Source organism: Gluconobacter sp. OJA (assembly GCF_039638325.1).
Taxonomy (GTDB): Bacteria; Pseudomonadota; Alphaproteobacteria; order Acetobacterales; family Acetobacteraceae; genus Gluconobacter; species Gluconobacter cerinus.
Map to the genome: position 1 here is coordinate 1 of NZ_JBDIWI010000004.1, position 19,499 is coordinate 19,499.

The window sequence follows — 19,499 nt, forward strand, 5'->3', positions numbered from 1 at the left end:
GTCGCCATGCCAGTCCGTAAAGCCACTGCGCGACCCTCGGCTTCAGGTGTCAGGCCCGCGTCTGCTGCAGGGCCGCACGCGACCCCGCATCAGCCGCAAACCTGCCCCCTTGCTCAGAGCCTTTTTGGAAATTCACGGATGGGCGTTTCTGCGTAGCATGAGGCTGCCCATGGCGATATGGATCATGGCCTCGGAGACATCGACGCGCTGCTCGTAATCCCGCACGAGACGTCGCCAGCGGGTCATCCAGCCGAAGGTCCGCTCGACGACCCAGCGGCGGGGCAGAACCTCGAAGCCTTTCGCGCCGGCCGAGCGCCGGATGACCTCGACGCTGAAGTCCAGGAACGCTGCCTTGTCCATAAGCATCGCCCGGTCGTAGGCGCCGTCGGCGAACAGCTGCTTTACCCACGGCCAGCGCTTGCGGATCGCGTTCAGGATCATCTGGCCGCCGGCGCTGTCGGAAATATCCGCGGGCGTCAGGTGCACCATCAGCAGGCGGCCGTCGGTATCGACGGCGATATGCCGCTTGCGCCCGACGATCTTCTTGCCTGCGTCATAGCCTCGCGTCTCTGCGTGAGGCGCCTTGATACTTTGGCTGTCGATCACACCGCTCGTCGGGCTCGCTTCACGTCCTTCAGCTTCACGATCGAGCATCGTGCAGACGTCATGGATCGTGCGGAACAAGAACCGGCGCATCAGACGGCGAAACCACCAGTAGACTGTCTGCCAGGGGCCGAAATGAACAGGAAGCATCTCCCACCCGCAGCCTGAGCGCACCAGATAGCGCAGGGCGTTGAGGATCTCCCGAAAATCGACGCTCCGCTTGCGCCCTCGCGGGCTTGCAGGCGGCATCAGAGGCGCAATCTGTCCCCACTCCTCGTCGGTCAGATCAGATGGGTAGCGCTTCGTCTTGCGGGATAGAGCGGCCATGCGTGCTCGGGCTTGAGGTGTCCACATCCCAAGGGTGAATCACCTTTCAGACCCAATGCAAACCCCCATACCCCCAATTTCCAAAAGGGCTCTTAGGCCGCTGCGGACGTTCTTTAGCGGCTCTTAGAACAGCTGCATTATTTATTCGTCGTACCGTCATTTTTGGTCAAAACTACCCGATGCAGAAATAACTCGCCTCGTATTTTATAGAGATTGCCATGAATCCTTTTGATGAATTACCTCGCCGCAATCAAACCCATGAGATAGAAGATGATGCGTTAGTCGCATTTCAAAAACGCCTATCCGCGCGACCGTTGACGACGATTTCCGGCGTGAACACCTCGCGCCGATGGAACGCGTGGGCATAATCCCACTGGCGCGCCGTGAAAGCCGGTGCGCTGAACGTATCTTTCCAGCCGAGATCGTCCCAATAGGTTACTTCCCACGACAGGGTCAGCAGATCGGGACGATCGGACAATGCCAGAAGATTGGCATTCGCGGGCGGGCAGGACGAACAACCCTGGCTTTGGAACAGCTCCACCACGGTCGGGTGGTCCGGGTCCGCAGCCATGGCCGGTACCGATGTGCCGACAAGCGCCAACATGCCGCCCAGTGCGGTGGATATGACGCTTTTCAGCTTCATGAATACGCCTGCCAGCCGGATAATGCGCGAAGCCCGGCTTAGTTCGGCTTCGCCATGCTGTCCTGCGGCGCGGCCATCGCGTTGTCATGGCTCATGCTGTCGTGGCTCATGCTGTCGTGGGACATCGCGTCCTTCTTCATGCCGTGATGCGCCATGCCACCATGCTTCTTCATGCCGCCATGAGACATGCCGTTATGCGACATCGCATTCGGAGCCATCGCATCGTGCGCCATGCCGTTCTTCGACATGCTGTCATGCGCCATCGCGTTCGGCGCCATCTGGTTCGGGGTCATCGCATCGTGCGACATGGCGTCCTGTGCGTGAGCAACGCCACCCAGAGCGACGGCGGACGAGAAAGCGGCGGCAATGGCGATATTGCGAATAGACATGGTAATTTCCTGATCTGTCGATGATGTGGAGGAGGAAACATTCCGCCTCTCTGTTCTATTCTTCGGTGAGGCCCGTCGTCGGGTTACAGGGGCGCGTCTTTTTTTATGACCCGCCAAACCAGTCGTAACCCTGATCTTCCCAATAGCCGCCCGGAAAGCGGTTGGTGACCTCGATGGACGCGAGATATTTCGGATTCTTGTAGCCGAGCTTCGTTGGAATCCGGACCTTCATCGGCGCGCCATAGGCAGGCGGAAGGGCACGGTCTCCATAATCCAGCGCCAGTATGGTCTGCGGATGCAGCGCGGTCGCCATGTCGATGCTGGTCGAATAATCGTCGAAGCAGCGAAAATTGACATATTTCGCACGCAGATCCGCGCCGACCCTTTGCAGGAACATCGAAAGCGGCACACCGGACCAGTCGCCGATCGCACTCCATCCCTCGACGCAGATATGGCGTGTAATTTGCCGTTTCTGCGGCAGCGCGCGGAACTGCGCGAGCGACCACGGGCGTTTGTCCGACACCAGACCGTCAACCTCCAGGCGCCAGCCAGCGGGATCGACAGTGCGAACCTCGCTCTCGTCGTAATAGGCGTTGAACGGGAATGGATGCGTGATCCTGGATGCGTCGAATTCCCGCGCGAGCCGCTGGCGGCTGAACAGCATGGCCTGCATCCGGTCGGTGAAACGCGACATCGCGCTGAGCGCACGCTCCACGGACGGCTCGTCGTCCAGCGCACAGCCGGACAGCATCGACAGCCCACCGAGCGACAGGGCGCCTTTGAGCATCAGGCGGCGCTCGATCCGGCGCAGTTCGGGAGCGATCGCCGAGCGATCGAGGCGGTTGTGACTCATCGGGCGGTCCCCTCCTGAATGCTCGCTTCCGACGCCGCGCTCAGACGGCGGCCGAACACCATGCCGAACAGGGTCGACGGCACAAGCAGGGCGAGCACGATGTGAATGACGAGAAAGGCGACGATCAGCGTCATCATCGCGAAATGAATGCGGCGGGCGATATCGTAACCGCCGAACAGCCATGTCAGCCATCCAAGCTGCACCGGCTTCCAGATGGACAGCCCGCTTGCAACGGTCAGCAGGGCGACAATCAGCACGCCGGTATAAAGCAGCCGCTGGACAGCGTTGTAATGACCGACGGCATGGGACAGCCTGAAGCGCAGCGCCTGCGCCATATCACGACCGATGGCGCGCGGGCCGACGGGCCGCAGATCGCGGCGGAAATGCCCCGACAGCACACCATACCCCATGTAAACGACACCGGCAGCCATCAGCACCCACATCGCCGCGAAATGCCAGGCGATCCCGCCGCCCAGCCAGCCACCCAACGTGGCCCAGGCCGGGAATTCGAAAGGCAGGATGGGCGAGGCATTATAGATCTGCCAGCCACTGCCGATCATGACGAGCATCGACAATGCGCCGATCCAGTGGGTAATGCGAATAACGGGCGATGGCGTGCGGCGCGATCGCACGCGGCGTGATGAGAGCATGTCCGGGCTTTCCGACTGAATGGTCAGGTGTTGATGCGGATGCGTTCGTCAGCCAGGCGCGAAAGGTTACAGTTTCCGCCATCTCCTGACGGAAATAAAAAATTCTTCCTGCCCGCGTAACCGGACAGGGAATTTTCGCGAAGAACGCTGTGACAACCCAAAACAAGGGGGACACAACATGACATCCCGCCGCCAGTTCTTTCTTGCCGCCGTTGCCATGGCGGCATTCGGCCGCGCACGGGCCACCGGGCATTATCCCGTCACGCATACCGACGCCGAATGGCACCGCCTGCTCACGCCCGCGCAATACAATGTGCTGCGCGAGGCAGGCACCGAAATGCCGTATTCGAGCCCATTGCTCACCGAGCATCGCCCCGGCCGCTTCGCCTGTGCCGGATGCGACACGGCAGCCTTCGACGCCCGCACGAAGTTCGACAGCGGCACCGGCTGGCCGAGTTTCGACAGCGCCCTGCCGCACGCCGTGCAGGAACGTGGCGATGACAGCCTGGGCATGGAACGCACGGAGGTGCGGTGCGCGACCTGCGGCAGTCATCTCGGCCACGTGTTCGATGACGGACCGCAGCCAACGGGCCTGCGCTACTGCATGAACGGCGTGGCACTCTCGTTCCATACGGCCTGAAGGAGCTGAAATCATGACACGATCAGGACTTTTCGGCGTTTCCCTGATGGCGCTGACCACATTCGGCGCCGCCTGCCACACGGCAATGGGCGAACCCGGTCCCCGTATTCTTCCGGCACCCGTCCTGGCGGAACCGGCACCCGCGACGCACCATGCCAGCGCCGTCTTCGCGGGTGGCTGCTTCTGGGGCGTGCAGAGCGTGTTCGAACATATCCGTGGCGTGACCGCGACCCGCGCGGGTTTCGACGGCGGCGCGCGCGACACGGCGGATTATGAAACCGTCAGCAGCGGCGATACGGGACACGCAGAATCGGTCGAAGTCGATTTCGATCCGACGCAGGTCAGCTACGGCACGCTGATGCGCATCTTCTTTTCCGTCGCCCTCGACCCGACACAGGTGAACCGCCAGTTCCCGGATGACGGCACGCAATATCGCTCCGTGCTCTATACCCGCTCCACCGAACAGGCACGGGAAGCGCACGCCTATATCGCACAGCTCGACGCGGCGCATGTCTTCGCGCGGCCCATCGCAACGCAGGTGACGCCGGATCATGGATTCTACCCGGCCGAGGCGGATCACCAAAATTTCGCGGCCCGCTATCCGGATCACCCATATATCGCTACATATGACGCACCACGGATCGAGGCGCTGCACGCGTTGTTCGCATCGTCCTGGCGCCCGCAGCCTGTGCTGACGCTGGCCGACGATGGCGGGAGCTGACTCCCGCCGTAACCAGGGATGGAGGGTTCGTGACGGAAGCGGATTGGAGCCGCTGGATGGCGGCGGCTCAGGCGGGCGATGCCGATGCCTATCGCCGCGTGCTCGCCGAGGCGCAGGCATGGCTGAGACGCTTCTTTCTCCGGCGCCTGCCGCCATCCATGGTTGACGATGCCGTGCAGGACACGCTGCTGGCCGTTCACGAGAAACGGCATACATTCAATCCGTCCCAGAAGTTCGGTCCCTGGATCGCGGCAATCGCCCGATACAAATGGATCGACCGGTTGCGGGCCACCAGCCGGGTGGACGATGCACCGCTCGACGACGACCTGCCGGTGCAGGATCATGAGGAGCAGGTAACGACGGCCCATGCGCTGGAGCGCCTGCTCGGGCAGCTGAAGCCCGCGCAGGCGGAAACCATCCGCCTCGTCAAGCTGCGCGGATTGAGTATCGAGGAGGCGGCACGCCAGACGGGACAGTCCGCCACGCTGGTCAAGGTCAACATTCATCGCGGTCTGAACCGCATGAATGCTTTAGTAATGCGAGGTAGTGATGTCGACTGATCCCCTGATCGATCGGCTCGCGACCGGCCTGCGTCCCGTCAGACGGCGGACGCCGTGGCGGGACGCGACGATCCTGCTGGCGCTGGGCGCGATCGAGATCGTCTTCGTGCTGAAGCTGGGCCTGATGCGTCCGGACATGCCGCACGCCATGGGAATGCCGAGCTTCTGGTGGAAGGCCGCGAGCCTGGCCGTGATCGCCGCCGTCGGCGGGACGACGGCGCTCCTGTCGCTCGACCCCACACGCTCACCACGACGGGGTCTGCGCATCGTGGGCATGCTCGCCCTCGCGGCGCTCGCGCTCGGCTGGCTGGTGGACGTGCTTCAGGCCGGCCCCGCCGTGCTCTGGCAGCGCCTCGATCCGGCGCATGGCATTCTCTGCGCACGGAAAATCGTGGAATTATCCCTGCCGGCGGTGCTGGCGCTCGGCCTGTTCGCGCGGCGCGGCGCACCGGTGGATGCGCGCGGCACGGCCTGGGCGGTGGGCATCGCCGCCGCGGCCTTTGGCGCGCTGGCCTTCGCGCTGGCCTGTCCGTTCGACGACCCACTATATGTCGCCGTCTGGTATTCGGCGGCCTGCGGCGTCGTGACACTCGTGACGCGTCTGGTCCTGCCGCCGCTGACCCGCTGGTAGGGTGAACACCGCCATCCGGATCCGGATGGCGGCCGGGGACCGGTTTTCAGCGGGACCGGTCCACGAAAACATCAGCCCCGGGCAAGCCGGTCCTGCGTTTTCGTCTCGAAGTCGGACGCATCGTGGCGTTCGTGCAGCTGGCCTGACGGCTCGCCGACCATACGGTTGACCATTCGACCACGCCGCACGGCCGGGCGTTCGAGCAGCCGGTCCGCCCAGGCCCGGACATGCGGATAGTCCTGTACGTTCAGGAACGTGGCGGCATCGTTGTACATCCAGCCTTCCACGAGGCCGCCATACCACGGAAAGATCGCCATATCGGCAATCGTGTAGTCGTCGCCCGCGATGAACGGGCTTTCGGCAAGCCGCCGATTGAGAACGTCGAGCTGACGCTTGGCCTCCATGGTGAAGCGGTTGATCGCGTATTCGATCTTCTCCGGCGCATAGGCATAAAAATGCCCGAAGCCGCCGCCGATATACGGACCGCTTCCAACCTGCCAGAACAGCCAGTTGAGACAGGTCGTTCGCCCCACGATATCCTTCGGCAGGAACGCATCGAATTTCTCGGCGAGATACAACAGGATGGAGCCGGATTCGAACACATTCAGCGGCCTGTCCAGACCATGATCCACGAGCGCCGGAATCTTGGAATTCGGATTCACGTCGGTAAAACCGGAACCGAACTGGTCGCCCTCCCCGATGCGGATCAGCCACGCATCATACTCGGCGCCCGCATGACCCGCCGCCAGCAGCTCTTCCAGCATGATCGTGACCTTCACGCCGTTCGGCGTCCCCAGCGAATAGAGCTGGAGCGGATGGCGACCGACAGGAAGCGCCTTCTCATGCGTGGGGCCTGCGACCGGGCGGTTGATGCTGGCGAATGCGCCACCATTCTGGGCATTCCATGTCCAGACCGGCGGCGGCGTATAGGTGTTCGATGAAGACATATAACGGACCTTTCGCGATTATGCCGGGAAATTCGAAGGATAGAGCGCGCGCAGCGCCTGCTCGTCCATCTCGCTCTTGAAGGTATGGGTGGCCATCAGGGCGCGGGCACGGGCAACGGCCGGACGTGCGTTCACGAGGTTCATGAAGCGCACCAGATTAGGCCAGGGTGCCAACGGTGTGTCTGACCCTTTCATCACGCGCGGCGCGCGGTCGAGCCAGCCCCATGCCGACATGTCGGCAATGGTGTAATTCTCGCCGACGACGAAGGCGCGGCCTTCCAGATGGTCGTTCAGCACCTGATAATGCCGCTCTATCTCCCGCCGGTAGCGGTTGACGGCATAATCGAGCCCGCCGGGCGCGGCATACTGGAAATGCACGGCCTGACCGGAAAACGGGCCGAGGCCGGTGCCCAGAAACATCAGCCAGGACAGGAGCTCCGGGCGGTCGGCATCGGTGCCGAGGAACCGATCCGTCTTTTCAGCCAGATAAAGAAGAATGGCCGTGGAATCGAAGACGCGCGCCTCATGGCCGCCGGGGCCGTCCGTATCGACGATGGCCGGGAGCTTGCCGTTCGGATTGATCCTGCGGAAAGCCGGCGCGTGCTGCTCCCCCTTGCCGGTATCGATCGGTACGGCTTCATAGGGAAGTCCGGCCTCCTCCAGGAACAGCGCGATTTTCGCGGGGTTCGGTGTCGGGTGGTAGTAGAAGCGGATCATGGGCGTCCATCCTTTCGATATGTCGGCCGGGATGCTCATGGTGGATAAAATGACAACTGGTGTGGAAACGACCGGCGCGGCACCGGCGTTTCATTTAGCCGCAGGGATCGTTCCTGCAGGACGGGCGGAACCCCGTCAAAAACCGGATCGGACGCCAGCGCCGCCTCAGGCTCTCCCGATCGAAGCGCCACCGTCGATATGCAGGGTCTGGCCCGTCATGAACGATGCATCTTCCGACAGCACGAACGCGATCGCCGCCGCCACTTCCTCCGGTCTTCCGAACCGCTTCATGGGAACACCCGACAGATAGCGTTTTTCACCATCGCTGCCGGGCATGTTGTTGGCGCGAAACAGTTCGGTCTCTGTCGGACCAGGAGCGACGGTGTTGACCGTGATCCCGGTCGTGGCAAGTTCGAGGGCCCACCCCCGCGAAAAACTGATCAGTGCCGACTTCGCCGCGGCATAGGCGGTCCGTTGCACGGCCCCAAGGGCTGTCAGGCTGGATATGTTGACGATGCGTCCCCAGCCACGCGCCTTCATCCCCGGCAGAAAGGCCTGGGCCGTCAGGACAGCCGGGTGAAGATTGACCCGCATGACCTCGTCGAGAGCGGACAAGGAAACCTCTTCAAGATATTGCGCTCTGACGAGGCCGACGTTGTTGACGACACCATCGAAATCGTACCGCTCCGCAAGCTCGGCGCACAGGCGTGCCGTTGCATCGCTATCGGCAAGATCCGCCTGCACAAGGGTGCCAGGAAAGCCATCCGTGCGATTGCGCGCCAGGCCGATGACGCGATGGCCCTGCTTCGCCAGATTATGCGCCAGAGCAAGCCCGATGCCCTTGCTGGCGCCGGTAATCAGAAAGGTTCGTTGCATTGTCAGGTCTCCGGGATTGGGCGGGAGGCGGCGAAAAAGAGATCGCAGACCAGGTCACGTCGCGTTTCGAAGCCTGCGGTCCCCTGCCTTTTTTCAGAGGAGGCCGCGATGTCCGGCGTAACCGGCCGTCTTGTCCAGGCCGCGCTCTGCGATGATCGTCGTTGCGATCGGCAAAACGCTCGAAATCGCCGGAAAGCCGACATAAGGGAGCATCTGGATCAGCGCTTCCTCTATCTCGCGAAGCGGCATGCCATGATCGAGCGCGAAATTCATATGCAGGCCGAATTCATGCGGCTGTCGCAGCGCCACCATGACCGTCATGGTGATGAGACTTCTGCGCGCCTGATCCAGGCCATCGCGCGTCCAGATATCGCCAAAAACGTGATCGATGGCGTATCCGGCAATATCGGCCCCAAACGTGTTGGACGCGGCGGCGGCGGCAAGCCGCTCGGACGGCGCAGCCCCCATCAGGGCGCGTGTTGCCGCATTGCCTTTTTCTCTCGGTGTCATCGTCTGTCTCCCATTTTGCAAAGCCTCTTTCCAAGGCACCTGACGTGCGCCGGGCCGAAGCGATCGCTCGAACCGACCCGGCGCGCCGGATCAGGCCGTGACGCTCGCCGCCTTGCGCAGGGCCGGCAGCATGTCTTCAGGCTCCGGGCGGCGGGTATAGTCCGGGTTGACCTCGGCATAGAGAATCACACCGTCCTGACCGATCACGAAGCGGCCCGGCATCGGCAAGGTCCAGCTGTCGTCACCGTTGAAGCCCGGCAGATCGTTCTTCAGGTTCTGGTAGAGTTCAACGAGATAATCCGGCAGGGCGAAACGCAGGCCGAATTTTGCGGCCACATCGTTATGCGTGTCCGACAGGATCGGGAAATCAAGCGCGTTCTGGCGCACCGACTTGCGGCTGTTGACCGCCGTCTGCGGCGAGATGGCGATCAGGTTCGCGCCAAGTTCGCGGAACGACGGCAGCGCGGCTTCGAGCGCCTGTAGTTCCATGTTGCAGTAAGGGCACCAGACACCGCGATAGAAACTCACGACCAGCGGGCCCTTCGCCAGAAGATCGGCGGAGGAAACGGGATTGCCTTCCGGATCGTTCAGCGTGAAACCCGGGGCCCTGTCACCGGCCTTGAGCGCCTTCTCGGCAGCACCGGCGGCAATCAGTTCGGCAGTGGCACGGTGCATCACTTCGATGACCGCATGCGGCACGTTATAGGGCGGCTTGCCGGCTTCGAAATCGGCCTTGAAAGCATCGAGTTTTGCCTGAAGTGACATGGTCGTTTCCTTTGTCAGTCGTTGCGATATGCTTGAGATAGAGCGGTCTGCTGCATGGGGGATGACGGCTCGGACGACTATCGGTCATTCCGGGCCGGAATGGGATTTCAACCGACGGATTCAAGCGCCGGATAATCGGTGTAGCCATGCGCATCGCCGCCGTAGAAGGTCGAACGGTCATAAGGGTTCAGCGGCAGATTGCGCCGCAGACGCTCCGGCAGATCGGGATTGCTGATGAACGCCCGCCCGAAAGCGACGGCATCGGCGTCGCCTGCCCGGATGATCGCCTCGGCACTGGCGCCATCGAAGCCGCCGGCGGCGATGAGCGTGCCGCTGAACGCACCGCGCAAATGCCGGGCCGCGACCGCATCACTCTCGGCGATCAGTTCCGTGCCCTTGATGCGCGGTTCGACGACGTGGAGATAGGCGATGCCCATTTCGTCCAGCTTCTCCGCGACATATCCGAAGGTCTCTCAGGACGCTCCGGGCTTGACGGCCTGTCCCGTCGCCCGTCTTGGCCGTTGGCAGGATGGGCTCAGGAAAACGCCACCTCCATTCCTCTTTCGTCGCCGTCAGTGTGCTCGCCGCACGGGCAGGATGGGTCTAGGAAAACATCAAATACCCATTCAGTATTCAACAAGTAAATCGTCAATTTTTGAGGCCGTATTTTCTTGAAAACGGCGGTTTCCTGCGGTTTTTCGTTGACTGCGCGCAAGTAAAAACCTAGTATCTATTCATGGGTGGAGGCAATAGCGCCGAAACAGTCCAGTTGATACGTTCCCTATTTCTTGGAGGCTCTCATGGCTGGTTCCGTTAACAAAGTCATTCTCGTTGGCAACCTCGGTAAAGACCCGGAAGTCCGCAATACACAGTCCGGGTCCAAGATCGTGAGTTTTCCTCTGGCTACGTCCGACACATGGAACGACCGCCAGAGCGGGGAGCGCCGTGAGCGCACCGAATGGCACCGTGTCGTCATCTTCAATGAGCGGACTGCCGAGGTGGCGGAGCGCTTCCTCCGCAAAGGCCGCAAGGTCTATATCGAAGGCGAACTCCGCACCCGTAAATGGACCGATCAGGGCGGACAGGAGCACTACACCACAGAGGTTGTGATTGACCGTTTCAGCGGTGACCTCGTGCTGATCGACAGCAACCGTGGCAACGGCGATGCGGGCGAGGGCGGCTTTGGTGCTGGAAACAGTGGCGGCCGGTCCGGGGGATCGTCTGGCAACGGAAACCGCAATGCGGGCTGGGACGCACCGGGCGGGAACGACCTCGATGACGAAATCCCGTTTTGAGTGCCGGGGAGAAAGGGGCATAGCGTAAGATGAACAAAGACCGCCTCATGGCGCTGCTGCCTCCGCCGCAGCGCTCCAAACATAAGGAAGACCGCTACAAGGCGATTGCCAGCGTCCTTCAGACATTCGCGCTCAGCGCATGGGGGCTCGGCATCGTGACCCCACTCATCTCCGGGACAGGGCCGTTGACCCCCATGCGTGCCGTCACCTGCTTCTTTCTGGGGGCGGCGCTTGAGGCAATTTCTTTGACTTTTCTCGCGTATATCCCCTATCCTGAAGACAAGACGGAGGCGAAAACCAATGGATAACGTGACCCAGAGTATCCTGTTTATTCTTCTTCCTGCCGCTGTTTTCACCATCGGTCTGGGGCTTGCGATCGGACCGATTGCCACCCGGCTCGCAAAGTTGCGAACGTCCCATCAGTGACACCGACAGGCGGCCTCCGGGCCGCTTTTTTTTGTCCGCTCGCCCGATTTAGTCAGGCGGACGCGCCTCGACGGCGCGAACTTTGATGCCCCCAATGCTCGCCCCCCACAGGGGGGCTGCGCTAGGATAGCGGAAAAGGCTAAACTGGCCCCATGTCACGACAAACCGTCATTCGCATTGGTGCGCTAATCATTCAGGCCGCCATCCTTCTCCTGATCTGGCAGGGCGTTCTGCACCCAATCCGGGGAGGTCTGCTGGTGCTTGCCGTGGGTGGGGGAGTATTTTTCCTGACCCGGGATTCTTCCGGCACAAGTCTGGGCCGTAAGTAGAAAAAGCAAAGGAAGGGTCGGGGCGGCCCTGAAGGGTTCGCGCGCTCTATTCCGCTAGGCTCCTGCGTCGCCAAGCTCCACCGAGCCCCGACGTCCAGCCGCCCTCAACCGGGCGTCTGGCCCCCGGGTCTCGGCCCTTCCGGGTAACGGCTTGCCCGCATCCTTTTCCAATAGCGGGCGGTCCTGGTCTGGGTGATCGGTTCGTGAGACGGCTCCTCAACCTCCCCGGCCAGTCCTTCGGACTGTCCGGGGAGGCACGTTCCATGGAGGCGGCCTCGCATCCAGCGTTCAGTCTGACAGTCGCCGTGCCAGTCCGTAAAGCCACTGCGCGACCCTCGGCTTCAGGTGTCAGGCCCGCGTCTGCTGCAGGGCCGCACGCGACCCCGCATCAGCCGCAAACCTGCCCCCCTTGCTCAGGACGCTCCGGGCTTGACGGCCTGTCCCGTCGCCCGTCTTGGCCGGTGGCAGGATGGGCTCAGGAAAACGCCACCTCCATTCCTCTTTCGTCGCCGTCGATGTGCTCGCCGCACGGGCAGGATGGGTCTAGGAAAACGACAGGTATTCAGGAAGTAATCAAGAAATCTTTTTACTTGTCACGCGAAAATAAACCGCGTTTTATGGTGGTTTTCTGCGCTTTTCCTCTTGTCATGAGAGGCCGGAAAGGCTATCTTTTACTTGTCGAGAGGGATTGGCCCTCAAGACAAAGCGCCCCGGTTAGTGCTGGAACACCAAGCCGGGACTTCGCTAGACTAGAAAGGCAATTTTCATGTCCGACGCGGCAACCACAATCGCACCGAAGGCCCAGAACAGCAAGGCCGCAAACAAGGCCAGCCCTTCCGCCGTCCGCCGTTTCAACGAAGCTCGCGACCGCACAAAGGCCATTGCCTCCCCCACGCTGGCGGACGTTCTCCGTCTTGCCCCCAACGATGACAAGATTGCCGCCATTGTTCAGCATTTCGGTTTCGAGGCTGGCGACTATGACGAGCTGATGGGGGCCGGTTTGAGCATGATCCGCGACCAGTACGCGCTTCTTGAGGACGTTCTGATCGTCACCGACTTCCGGGGCGAGCGCAATTTCAAGGCCATGGAAATGCACCTTGGCCGCCTCGTGGACGGCATGGTCCGCTCTGCCTATGGGGCCGCCAACTTCTACGAGAACAAGCGCCAGATTGCCCGCGACGAGCAGAACTCTTTCAGCAACGAAAGCCGCGACGAAGACCGGCAGGGCATCGACGGCGGGGAAAACCGCGTTGACCGCGCCGTCCGCTTTGCAGCAGCGCAGGCCCCGAAGGCTTACGCGCTCGCCGTCATGGCTCAGGGCGCATGTGACGCCTACCGCGAATTGTTCGGAGAAGACTGGAAGCCTTACGTGAAGGACAACGGCCGCACCCTTACCGAGAACGTCCGCGCCGCACAGTGGGGGGCCGTTCTCTAACCCTCACAGGCCGGGCCAGCAGGTCCGGCCACCCACCGGGGCCGCGCTGACGGCCTCGGCTCTGCCCTCGGCCTCTTCTCCCGTCCGCCCTTTTTCATCTCCCGTCGTTTTTTCCGGGAAGGCGGACGCGCCTCGTCGGCGCGGAGTGTTTTGCCCCCAATGCTCGCCCCCCACAGGGGGGCTGCGCGAGGCAATCGAAGAAGGATGGTGCTTAGATTTCTTCGATCATGGACGAGACTAATTCGAGGAGCCAGCCGCCAAATCCGGCCATCAGAGCCACATCAAGAGCGCTGATCGCCTCTTTCTCATGCCCCAGAAGATAGAGGCCAAGCGAGAGAACTGCGCACAGCGCCGTAACCGGAACCGCCACGAAAAGAGCGTAGCGCGTCGAGCGGCGGAGCCAGAGCATCATCGTTGCCATGCCCGCAGAAGCGATGTGGAAGAGCGCAAAAGGCGTGCCAAGAAACTTGGTGTTGTTTCGCTCACGAATGATTGCGATCAGCCATTGGAGGCCAAAGAGAAAGAGGAAGTACGGCCAGACTTTCGGAATGGTGAGCATCTGTTTCATGTCCTTAATCACGAAGCGGACGCCTCGGATGAGGGCGTGTTTTTTGCTTCAGAAGGGCAGAATGACGCGGAATGATGCGACTGGCAGAAAAAGGGTTCGGGGCGGCCCTGACGGGTTCGTTCACTCTATTCCGCTAGGCTCCTGCGTCGCCAAGCTCCACCGAGCCACAGGGTCCAGCCGCCCTTGGTCGGGCGTCTGGCCCCTGCGTCTCGGCCCTTCCGGGTAACGGTTCACCCGCATCCTTTTCCAATAACGGTCGGTCCTGGTCTGGGGGATCGGTTCGTGAGACGGCTCCTCAACCTCCCCGGCCAGTCCTTCGGACTGTCCGGGGAGGCACGTTCCATGGAGGCGGCCTCGCATCCAGCGTTCAGTCTGACAGTCGCCGTGCCAGTCCGTAAAGCCACTGCGCGACCCTCGGCTTCAGGTGTCAGGCCCGCATCTGCTGCAGGGCCGCACGCGACCCCGCATCAGCCGCAAACCTGCCCCCTTGCTCAGGACGCTCCGGGCTTGACGGCCTGTCCCGTCGCCCGTCTTGGCCGGTAGCAGGATGGGATCAGGAAAACGCCACCTCCATTCCTCTTTCGTCGCCGTCAGTGTGCTCGCCGCACGGGCAGGATGGGTCTAGGAAAACAGGGGGCGATCAGCCGGGGCCGGGTGTTCGGGCAGACGAAAGAGACGGGCGGCTTGTCGGGTCTATCGTGGCGGTCAGGGCGGGCTGGCCGGTCAGGGTCTGACTCAGCGAGCGGCCCGGTTCAGAGGTGGGTGTCCGGCTGGCATGGCGGGCGATTTCCCGATCCGTCCCGGCCAGGTCGGTCAGGATTTCCGTTTCCCGACCGTGAGCCGCGCCGAACGCAAAGGCCTTTTCCCGACTGTCGCCATAAGCGGCCATGTCCTTCTGGACCTTGCCCAGCTCGCGCGCAAAAGCGGGATTATGCCGAAGTTCCTGTTTGATGGCCTCCCCAAGCGCCGCGTGAGGGCCTCCGGCCTTCATGCCGGTAAAGGCCTGTGCTGCATCGCCGCCCTCCTGGCGGATCGCGGTCTCGATGTCGCGGCAGACGAGGGAAGGCGGGGCCGACCAAAACGCATGAAGAGAGGCAGCGGCCTTGCGGCCGTCCTCTTTCGCCCGTGCCAGGAGCGCGCTTTCTCGCTTCTCTTCCGTAGGCCCGAAGACAGCCGGGATGACCGGACGCGGTACGGGCCGAAGCACTGGAGCAGCAGAGGCCGTCAAAAAATCGGACTGCACGGTGACGGTGTACCCGCCGTCCTTTCGGACAGCGTTTCGCAGATCCGCGACAGGCACCGCCACGATCCCGTCAGGCGTTTCAAACGCACCGGAGAGGCTGGTCCGTGTCTTGAAGATCCCCGAAACAGTTTCCCCAGGCGCGGCCGTGCGGATGACGAGGTCATCCAGCGGCCTTGCGGCAGGGCCGGAGCCCATGTCGTGCATCAGCTCCTTCAGAGCACGGGTGCGGGCGGGCGAACTGGCGTCCGTCAGCAGGGCCGCCATGGCCGGATGGTCCGGATCCTGCGTGCCGGCAATGGACGCGGAGACCATGCGGGCTCTCGTGATGACGGAGAGGTCCATGTTATGCCCGTAATGACGGCCGAGTTCCGCGACAAACGCCTCCTGCGTTCTGCCGTTGCCTTCCCGGAACGGGTGGACGTAATTGAGTTCGTTCAGAACCTTGCCGGCGATGGCCGCAAACTGCTCCGGCGTTGAGGCCTTCAGGACGTCCGGGTCGCGGATGGGCTTGAAGGCCTCGGTCAGGCCCATGTCGATATGGGAGCCGGGCAGGAAGGTGGTCGCGCCTTTGCGCATCGAGCCGATCGGTTCGACCCGTGCCCCGTCCACGACCGGCCTTTCGTGGCGCATGTGGCCCGCCCATTCATAGACGTCCTGAAAGATATGCCGATGAATGGCCTTCAGGTGGTCGGCATCGAAAGAGCCGGATGGCCCCATTCCAAGCCGGATTTCCAGAATCCTGTGGCTGGTGCGGCGGTATTCTTCAGGATGAAGTTCGGAATGGCGGCGAAGGCCGAGCCGGTTCCGCAGGACGTCTGTCTGGTCCGGATCGTCGGAGACGTTCGGGTAGGTGTAACCGTGGACGGGAGGCATCGACGCGTCAGAGGGCGGGATTCAGTCTCCGCCCCAGTTCAGCAAGGTCGATCTGCCCCGCAACGAACGACTGGCAGGCATCCTCGATAAGCGGATCATGCGTGTAGCCCTGCCGTCTCTGGGCCGCGAGAGTCCACTCGACCGCGTCCTGGCGGCGCGCGCGCTCTTCATCCGAAAGAGCGGAAAAAGGCGTCGGAGCAAAGAGGGTTTTGGCTGAACTCATAGGAAGAAAATAGCGGTTTTTGTCCGGAATGGCAAGGTTTTCCGGTGGTTCGAGGCCATTCTGAAGATGTGTTTCAAGGCGAGATTTTTTGCGTTCAGTCGCAGAACGCGGCGGCAGGATGCTCTTATGACGAAGAGCCTTTCCCCTCTCGATAGCCGCCCGAAGCACCTGACCGGGCCGCGCCTGTCTCTTGCCCTGTTCCGGATCGGATGGTCCGAGCGTCAGGCTGCCGAGAAATGCGATATGCACCGCAACCAGTTCCGGCGCTGCCTGGACGGCACGTCCTCACTTCCGGCTGATCTGTCCGTGTGGCTTCTGGATCTGGAAGCGGCCCATCTGGCCTATCCCTGTCCCCGGCAGAGAAAGGCCGATCCCATTCTCGCCGAGATCCGCAAAGCCGGGTGACATTGCCCGCGACGTGGTGGGTTCCGGTGTCTCCACGTCCAGGCTCAGGGGATATGAAAAAGGCAGCCCGGAGGCTGCCTCTTTTTATTGGTTAGCGAAAACAAAGCCTACGCTTCCGTTGGTCATGACGTATGGCGTGCAGGTCCGTCCCGGATGGACATTGGCATAGGGCTGTAACCACTTCGCCGAAATCCACATGGTCTTCCGTGCGAGGTTTACCGTCTGATAATATCCGTTAACGGGCTGGACGGCAGTGTTCACCGGGACGAGGGTGGTTGCAGGCGCCACCACCGCAGCCTGATCGGACGGGCTTTCGCGGAATGGAATGGAGAAGTTCGGATCCATCATCTGCGCATCTGTCGCGTTGAGAGTCAGGCACTTATATCCCGCTAGGGGGCTGACAGGCTTGATCGGCGATGCAGATGCACTGAAGGAATAAGACGCCGCCAAAACTGCCAGAAGGAGAAATTTATGTTTCATGGTGATTGGGTCTCCGGTTCTCTGTCTTCTGTCATTTAACTCTGGAGTACGGGAGCGTTTGCACCGGTCCCCATCTTGTTCGCAGTGCTCTGCCGCCATTCGCCGACTGTCGTTCCTGATGAGATGTTATTATTGCTCATGGCAGTAGAGGAAATGAAGTCCGACATCAGGGCGCTGTCATCGGCTTGTGCAACTTGAGCTCCCGCATGACTACCGAAATTATACATAGCTCTCGTGTCCAGCGCCGTTGGATTGCTGATCCCCTGCGCCTGCAAGGTGGTCGCTTCTTCCTTCATGTATTGGGCGGCGGCAACAGCCTGTGTGGCTGGATCCTGCTGACCTGCTGTGCCTGATGTGATGGTACTGGCAAGTCCTGGATTGGATGCGAGCGCCTTGTTCATCTCCTCTGTGTATGTGCCATTTGCCATCTGGAACGCGCCTGTGATGGTGTGGCCTGATCCGGTGGCCGTATAGACATTCTGACAGCCGGACTCCACCTGACACGTCGCGGCCAAAGCAGCCGGGTTCACGCCAAGGGAAGAAGCATTGTCAGCGGCCTGATAGCCCCATGCGCGGCTGTAGAGCGTTTGCAATGAATCCGATCCGGTCGAAACGGGCTGAGTGGTCTGGATGACCTTACCGTCTCCGCCGATCTGCTGGACGGTTCCGGCTGGGACCGTGAAGTTCGGCAGGCCGACTTCCGGATAGACGACATGCGGGACTTCCGGCAGGCCGTTAGGCACTTCGATCGACTGCGCCTGGCACGAACCGCTGAGGCCAAGTCCAGCCGAGAGGGCCAGACCTGCGATCAGAAAGGATTGTTTGACGGGGGGCGGCATTGAGCACTCCTGTGTTGGGGTGCTCAGTATCCGTCTGTCGTCTGCGACTTTGAGGGCTGTTTGAAACGCTGTCTGATGGCGCGAGGTGGTGTGTCCGAAACGGACACACCTAAATGAGGTGATCGAGGATAATTCCGAAGACGGTTCCGCCCACGATCATGGTGGCGAACCATCCGGCCCGCTTGCTGATTTCGTCCCTTCGAACCCGGGTGCCCGCCATCACGATCTGGGCCTTCATGCTCTCGGCAATTTCGCCTTTGACCGTGCCAAGGACTTCCGCGACCTTTGCCTTGACGGTCTTTTCGTCAATCTTCTGAAGCTGGCGAGAGGCTGCCACGCCTTCATGGAGAGCACGCCTGACCTCAATCACCTCCTCCGTTGCCGAGCGTGTGCATTGATCCAGCAGGCTTTCACACTTCGCGACACACTGCTCCATCCGCTTCTCGGCCTCCTGAAACAGCGCTCTGTGCGCTGCTTCGGAGTGTTCGCGATCCTTGAGGAGGAGGGCCTGATGAAGATTGTTCATCTCCATCAGAATCATGAGGCCATCCAGAACCTTGGCCTCAGGTGAACGCGGCCGAAGCGTCCACCGATGCGTCTGCTCACGGAGCGCATCCAGTGAGCTTTCAAATCTGGCCTGACAGTCGGAAATCCTCTGGGTAAGGCCGTCAGACATTACACGTCACTTTCGGCCGGAACAGGGAGACCCTTAGGCATATTCGGCAGACGAGGCTCGCCTAGCTCCCGCAGGAAGACCGGGAAGTCACGGCGATACCAACGGTCAATCGCGAGCCGGTCAAAGATTGAAGTGGTCGGGAACCCGTCCTTTTGTTCACCCTCGGCATAGGCGCGGAATGTGAGCGTTCGGTCACAGACGTCTTTCATGGGCTCGGCAGCCGGATAGAGGACGAGCTTCGCGCCGTTGTCCATGGCTTCGACAACCGCGGGGTGAATGGCAACCTCTTCAAAGACGTCATCCACGTCCAGGGAAGGAGGAATAAGGCCTTCGTTGAGAATGACTGCGGCGTTCCGGGGCGAGAACTTCTTGTTCGTTTGGAGGTCTTCCAGATAATCGAGATCTGCGCGTTCATGGCCGATGAGGAAAGCCACTGAGAGCGTGATACCCATCATGTCGAGGGCGCGTGTCAGTGATTCCGTGCTGATTAACTCATGCAGCGCTGTCCATCCGCCGCCGATGTCGAGAATGGCGTCATGGCGACTTTCCATGAGAGACTGGATCTTTTCTTCCAGCCATTTCCGCTGACGTTTCGTGTCACCGCCTGTGGGGCTTTTCGCATCATGGAAACTGGAAATGGAGTGCGACCGGTTCAGCAGATCGGTGTTCCAGATTTCGGGTGTGCCGCCCTGCTCGTGGATCGTCTGGGCGAGAGCATTAAGCAGGGTCGTCTTCCCGACCCGCTGACGGCCAATGATCGTAAAAATAACCGGCTTGCGCTTGGGGGCGGCTGCCTTCTGGTCGGCAGCGCCTGTGGGGGCTTTGGCGGCAATATCCTTGGTCATGGATGGTCGGCTCCTGATGAGGCAGCCCCC

29 protein-coding genes are annotated in these 19,499 nt (G+C 61.5%); 11 read left to right on the forward strand and 18 right to left on the reverse strand.

Going from position 1 to position 19,499, the window contains the following annotated elements:
* Nucleotides 1–132: 132 nt before the first annotated feature.
* The 5 genes from ABDK75_RS15110 to ABDK75_RS15130 all read right to left on the reverse strand — a co-directional run bounded on the left by ABDK75_RS15110 (nucleotide 133) and on the right by ABDK75_RS15130 (nucleotide 3,465).
* Nucleotides 133–957: an IS5 family transposase gene (locus tag ABDK75_RS15110; protein ID WP_346006317.1), complete on the reverse strand. Its 825-nt coding sequence runs from the start codon at nucleotides 955–957 to the stop codon at nucleotides 133–135.
* A gap of 262 nt (nucleotides 958–1,219) precedes the next feature.
* Nucleotides 1,220–1,573, reverse strand: coding sequence for a DUF1223 domain-containing protein (locus ABDK75_RS15115; RefSeq protein ID WP_346006318.1), 354 nt, complete (start codon nucleotides 1,571–1,573; stop codon nucleotides 1,220–1,222).
* Nucleotides 1,574–1,611: 38 nt separating this feature from the next.
* Complete coding sequence (locus tag ABDK75_RS15120; protein WP_346006319.1) at nucleotides 1,612–1,962, reverse strand: pentapeptide MXKDX repeat protein; 351 nt, start codon at nucleotides 1,960–1,962, stop codon at nucleotides 1,612–1,614.
* A gap of 103 nt (nucleotides 1,963–2,065) precedes the next feature.
* A complete protein-coding gene (locus ABDK75_RS15125; protein WP_346006320.1) occupies nucleotides 2,066–2,815 on the reverse strand; it encodes a molybdopterin-dependent oxidoreductase in 750 nt (249 codons plus the stop codon).
* Complete coding sequence (locus ABDK75_RS15130) at nucleotides 2,812–3,465, reverse strand: cytochrome b/b6 domain-containing protein (protein WP_346006321.1); 654 nt, start codon at nucleotides 3,463–3,465, stop codon at nucleotides 2,812–2,814. The genes ABDK75_RS15125 and ABDK75_RS15130 overlap by 4 nt, the downstream gene beginning before the upstream one ends.
* Before the next feature lie 178 nt (nucleotides 3,466–3,643).
* Here ABDK75_RS15130 and msrB point away from each other — a divergent pair, with 178 nt between their 5' ends.
* The 4 genes from msrB to ABDK75_RS15150 are packed head-to-tail and all read left to right on the forward strand — an operon-like array spanning nucleotide 3,644 to nucleotide 6,017.
* A complete protein-coding gene (msrB, locus tag ABDK75_RS15135) occupies nucleotides 3,644–4,105 on the forward strand; it encodes a peptide-methionine (R)-S-oxide reductase MsrB (RefSeq protein WP_048849175.1) in 462 nt (153 codons plus the stop codon).
* Nucleotides 4,106–4,118: 13 nt separating this feature from the next.
* Nucleotides 4,119–4,826, forward strand: coding sequence for a peptide-methionine (S)-S-oxide reductase MsrA (gene msrA, locus ABDK75_RS15140; protein WP_346006322.1), 708 nt, complete (start codon nucleotides 4,119–4,121; stop codon nucleotides 4,824–4,826).
* A gap of 29 nt (nucleotides 4,827–4,855) precedes the next feature.
* Nucleotides 4,856–5,386: a sigma-70 family RNA polymerase sigma factor gene (locus ABDK75_RS15145; RefSeq protein WP_077806977.1), complete on the forward strand. Its 531-nt coding sequence runs from the start codon at nucleotides 4,856–4,858 to the stop codon at nucleotides 5,384–5,386.
* Complete coding sequence (locus tag ABDK75_RS15150) at nucleotides 5,376–6,017, forward strand: DUF1109 domain-containing protein (RefSeq protein WP_346006323.1); 642 nt, start codon at nucleotides 5,376–5,378, stop codon at nucleotides 6,015–6,017. Before ABDK75_RS15145 ends, ABDK75_RS15150 begins: the two co-directional genes overlap by 11 nt.
* Nucleotides 6,018–6,088: 71 nt before the next feature.
* Here ABDK75_RS15150 and yghU read toward each other — a convergent pair whose 3' ends face one another.
* From yghU to ABDK75_RS15180, 6 genes are all read right to left on the reverse strand, one after another.
* On the reverse strand, nucleotides 6,089–6,964 hold the full coding sequence (gene yghU / locus ABDK75_RS15155; RefSeq protein WP_346006324.1) for a glutathione-dependent disulfide-bond oxidoreductase: 876 nt from the start codon (nucleotides 6,962–6,964) through the stop codon (nucleotides 6,089–6,091).
* An 18-nt stretch (nucleotides 6,965–6,982) separates the two neighbouring features.
* A complete protein-coding gene (locus tag ABDK75_RS15160; RefSeq protein WP_346006325.1) occupies nucleotides 6,983–7,681 on the reverse strand; it encodes a glutathione S-transferase N-terminal domain-containing protein in 699 nt (232 codons plus the stop codon).
* A 165-nt stretch (nucleotides 7,682–7,846) separates the two neighbouring features.
* Entirely contained in the window at nucleotides 7,847–8,557 is a 711-nt protein-coding gene (locus ABDK75_RS15165) for an SDR family oxidoreductase (protein WP_346006326.1), read from the reverse strand.
* Between the two features lie 93 nt (nucleotides 8,558–8,650).
* Nucleotides 8,651–9,067 (reverse strand): carboxymuconolactone decarboxylase family protein, encoded by a 417-nt coding sequence (locus ABDK75_RS15170; protein WP_077806982.1) that lies wholly within the window; start codon nucleotides 9,065–9,067, stop codon nucleotides 8,651–8,653.
* Nucleotides 9,068–9,157: 90 nt separating this feature from the next.
* Nucleotides 9,158–9,832, reverse strand: a complete 675-nt coding sequence (locus tag ABDK75_RS15175) for a peroxiredoxin-like family protein (RefSeq protein ID WP_346006327.1) — start codon at nucleotides 9,830–9,832, stop codon at nucleotides 9,158–9,160.
* A gap of 107 nt (nucleotides 9,833–9,939) precedes the next feature.
* Complete coding sequence (locus ABDK75_RS15180; RefSeq protein ID WP_346006328.1) at nucleotides 9,940–10,269, reverse strand: hypothetical protein; 330 nt, start codon at nucleotides 10,267–10,269, stop codon at nucleotides 9,940–9,942.
* 363 nt (nucleotides 10,270–10,632) lie between these two features.
* Between ABDK75_RS15180 and ssb the strand changes: the two genes are divergently transcribed.
* The 5 genes from ssb to ABDK75_RS15205 all read left to right on the forward strand — a co-directional run bounded on the left by ssb (nucleotide 10,633) and on the right by ABDK75_RS15205 (nucleotide 13,317).
* Nucleotides 10,633–11,127, forward strand: coding sequence for a single-stranded DNA-binding protein (gene ssb, locus ABDK75_RS15185; RefSeq protein WP_346006329.1), 495 nt, complete (start codon nucleotides 10,633–10,635; stop codon nucleotides 11,125–11,127).
* 29 nt (nucleotides 11,128–11,156) lie between these two features.
* Nucleotides 11,157–11,435, forward strand: a complete 279-nt coding sequence (locus ABDK75_RS15190) for a hypothetical protein (protein ID WP_010505526.1) — start codon at nucleotides 11,157–11,159, stop codon at nucleotides 11,433–11,435.
* Nucleotides 11,428–11,553: a hypothetical protein gene (locus tag ABDK75_RS15195; protein ID WP_255376059.1), complete on the forward strand. Its 126-nt coding sequence runs from the start codon at nucleotides 11,428–11,430 to the stop codon at nucleotides 11,551–11,553. Before ABDK75_RS15190 ends, ABDK75_RS15195 begins: the two co-directional genes overlap by 8 nt.
* Nucleotides 11,554–11,705: 152 nt before the next feature.
* Nucleotides 11,706–11,882 carry a hypothetical protein gene (locus ABDK75_RS15200; RefSeq protein ID WP_346006330.1) on the forward strand — a complete coding sequence of 59 codons (177 nt, stop codon included), beginning with the start codon at nucleotides 11,706–11,708 and terminating at the stop codon, nucleotides 11,880–11,882.
* A gap of 766 nt (nucleotides 11,883–12,648) precedes the next feature.
* On the forward strand, nucleotides 12,649–13,317 hold the full coding sequence (locus ABDK75_RS15205; protein WP_346006331.1) for a hypothetical protein: 669 nt from the start codon (nucleotides 12,649–12,651) through the stop codon (nucleotides 13,315–13,317).
* Nucleotides 13,318–13,528: 211 nt separating this feature from the next.
* On the opposite strand, the gene ABDK75_RS15210 is transcribed toward ABDK75_RS15205, so the two are convergent.
* A complete protein-coding gene (locus ABDK75_RS15210; protein ID WP_346006332.1) occupies nucleotides 13,529–13,885 on the reverse strand; it encodes a hypothetical protein in 357 nt (118 codons plus the stop codon).
* A gap of 282 nt (nucleotides 13,886–14,167) precedes the next feature.
* Here ABDK75_RS15210 and ABDK75_RS15215 point away from each other — a divergent pair, with 282 nt between their 5' ends.
* Nucleotides 14,168–14,428, forward strand: coding sequence for a hypothetical protein (locus tag ABDK75_RS15215; RefSeq protein WP_346006333.1), 261 nt, complete (start codon nucleotides 14,168–14,170; stop codon nucleotides 14,426–14,428).
* 97 nt (nucleotides 14,429–14,525) lie between these two features.
* Here ABDK75_RS15215 and ABDK75_RS15220 read toward each other — a convergent pair whose 3' ends face one another.
* Together ABDK75_RS15220 and ABDK75_RS15225 are read right to left on the reverse strand one after the other, a co-directional pair.
* Complete coding sequence (locus ABDK75_RS15220) at nucleotides 14,526–16,001, reverse strand: Fic family protein (protein ID WP_346006334.1); 1,476 nt, start codon at nucleotides 15,999–16,001, stop codon at nucleotides 14,526–14,528.
* 7 nt (nucleotides 16,002–16,008) lie between these two features.
* A complete protein-coding gene (locus ABDK75_RS15225; protein WP_063905511.1) occupies nucleotides 16,009–16,224 on the reverse strand; it encodes an antitoxin VbhA family protein in 216 nt (71 codons plus the stop codon).
* 126 nt (nucleotides 16,225–16,350) lie between these two features.
* Between ABDK75_RS15225 and ABDK75_RS15230 the strand changes: the two genes are divergently transcribed.
* Nucleotides 16,351–16,629: a hypothetical protein gene (locus ABDK75_RS15230; RefSeq protein ID WP_244901505.1), complete on the forward strand. Its 279-nt coding sequence runs from the start codon at nucleotides 16,351–16,353 to the stop codon at nucleotides 16,627–16,629.
* Between the two features lie 84 nt (nucleotides 16,630–16,713).
* On the opposite strand, the gene ABDK75_RS15235 is transcribed toward ABDK75_RS15230, so the two are convergent.
* The 4 genes from ABDK75_RS15235 to ABDK75_RS15250 form a co-directional block, all read right to left on the reverse strand.
* Entirely contained in the window at nucleotides 16,714–17,109 is a 396-nt protein-coding gene (locus ABDK75_RS15235; RefSeq protein ID WP_346006335.1) for a hypothetical protein, read from the reverse strand.
* 35 nt (nucleotides 17,110–17,144) lie between these two features.
* Nucleotides 17,145–17,948 carry a hypothetical protein gene (locus tag ABDK75_RS15240; protein WP_346006336.1) on the reverse strand — a complete coding sequence of 268 codons (804 nt, stop codon included), beginning with the start codon at nucleotides 17,946–17,948 and terminating at the stop codon, nucleotides 17,145–17,147.
* A gap of 109 nt (nucleotides 17,949–18,057) precedes the next feature.
* Nucleotides 18,058–18,624: a hypothetical protein gene (locus ABDK75_RS15245; protein ID WP_077804182.1), complete on the reverse strand. Its 567-nt coding sequence runs from the start codon at nucleotides 18,622–18,624 to the stop codon at nucleotides 18,058–18,060.
* Entirely contained in the window at nucleotides 18,624–19,469 is an 846-nt protein-coding gene (locus ABDK75_RS15250) for a hypothetical protein (protein WP_077804183.1), read from the reverse strand. Before ABDK75_RS15250 ends, ABDK75_RS15245 begins: the two co-directional genes overlap by 1 nt.
* Between the last annotated feature and the right edge of the window lie 30 nt (nucleotides 19,470–19,499).